Source organism: Brevibacillus sp. FIR094, from assembly GCF_050477165.1.
Taxonomy (GTDB): Bacteria; Bacillota; Bacilli; order Brevibacillales; family Brevibacillaceae; genus Brevibacillus.
Genome location: NZ_JBEAES010000109.1, coordinates 1 through 249, shown reverse-complemented (window position 1 = coordinate 249; position 249 = coordinate 1). Strand labels below are relative to the sequence as shown.

Sequence of the window (249 nt, the reverse complement as noted above, 5' to 3'; positions counted from 1 at the left end):
CGACCTCCGGTGTGACAGACCGGCGTGAACTCCAACTTCACCACAGCTCCATATTTGGTTGCGGGAGCAGGATTTGAACCTGCGACCTTCGGGTTATGAGCCCGACGAGCTACCGAGCTGCTCCATCCCGCGATAGTCAGGACGACTGAGTGTCAGTGTTGCCACAGGACGTGGCGCTTTTAGCTGACCTTCCTTGTCCATTAATATAAGTGGTGGAGGCTGACGGGATCGAACCGCCGACCCTCTGCT

Annotated in this window: 1 tRNA gene; it reads right to left on the bottom strand. The window is 57.0% G+C overall.

The annotated features are described in order from the left end of the window. Positions 1–55: 55 nt before the first annotated feature. A tRNA-Met gene (locus tag ACQ5DJ_RS30080) sits at positions 56–132 on the bottom strand. Positions 133–249: the final 117 nt, after the last annotated feature.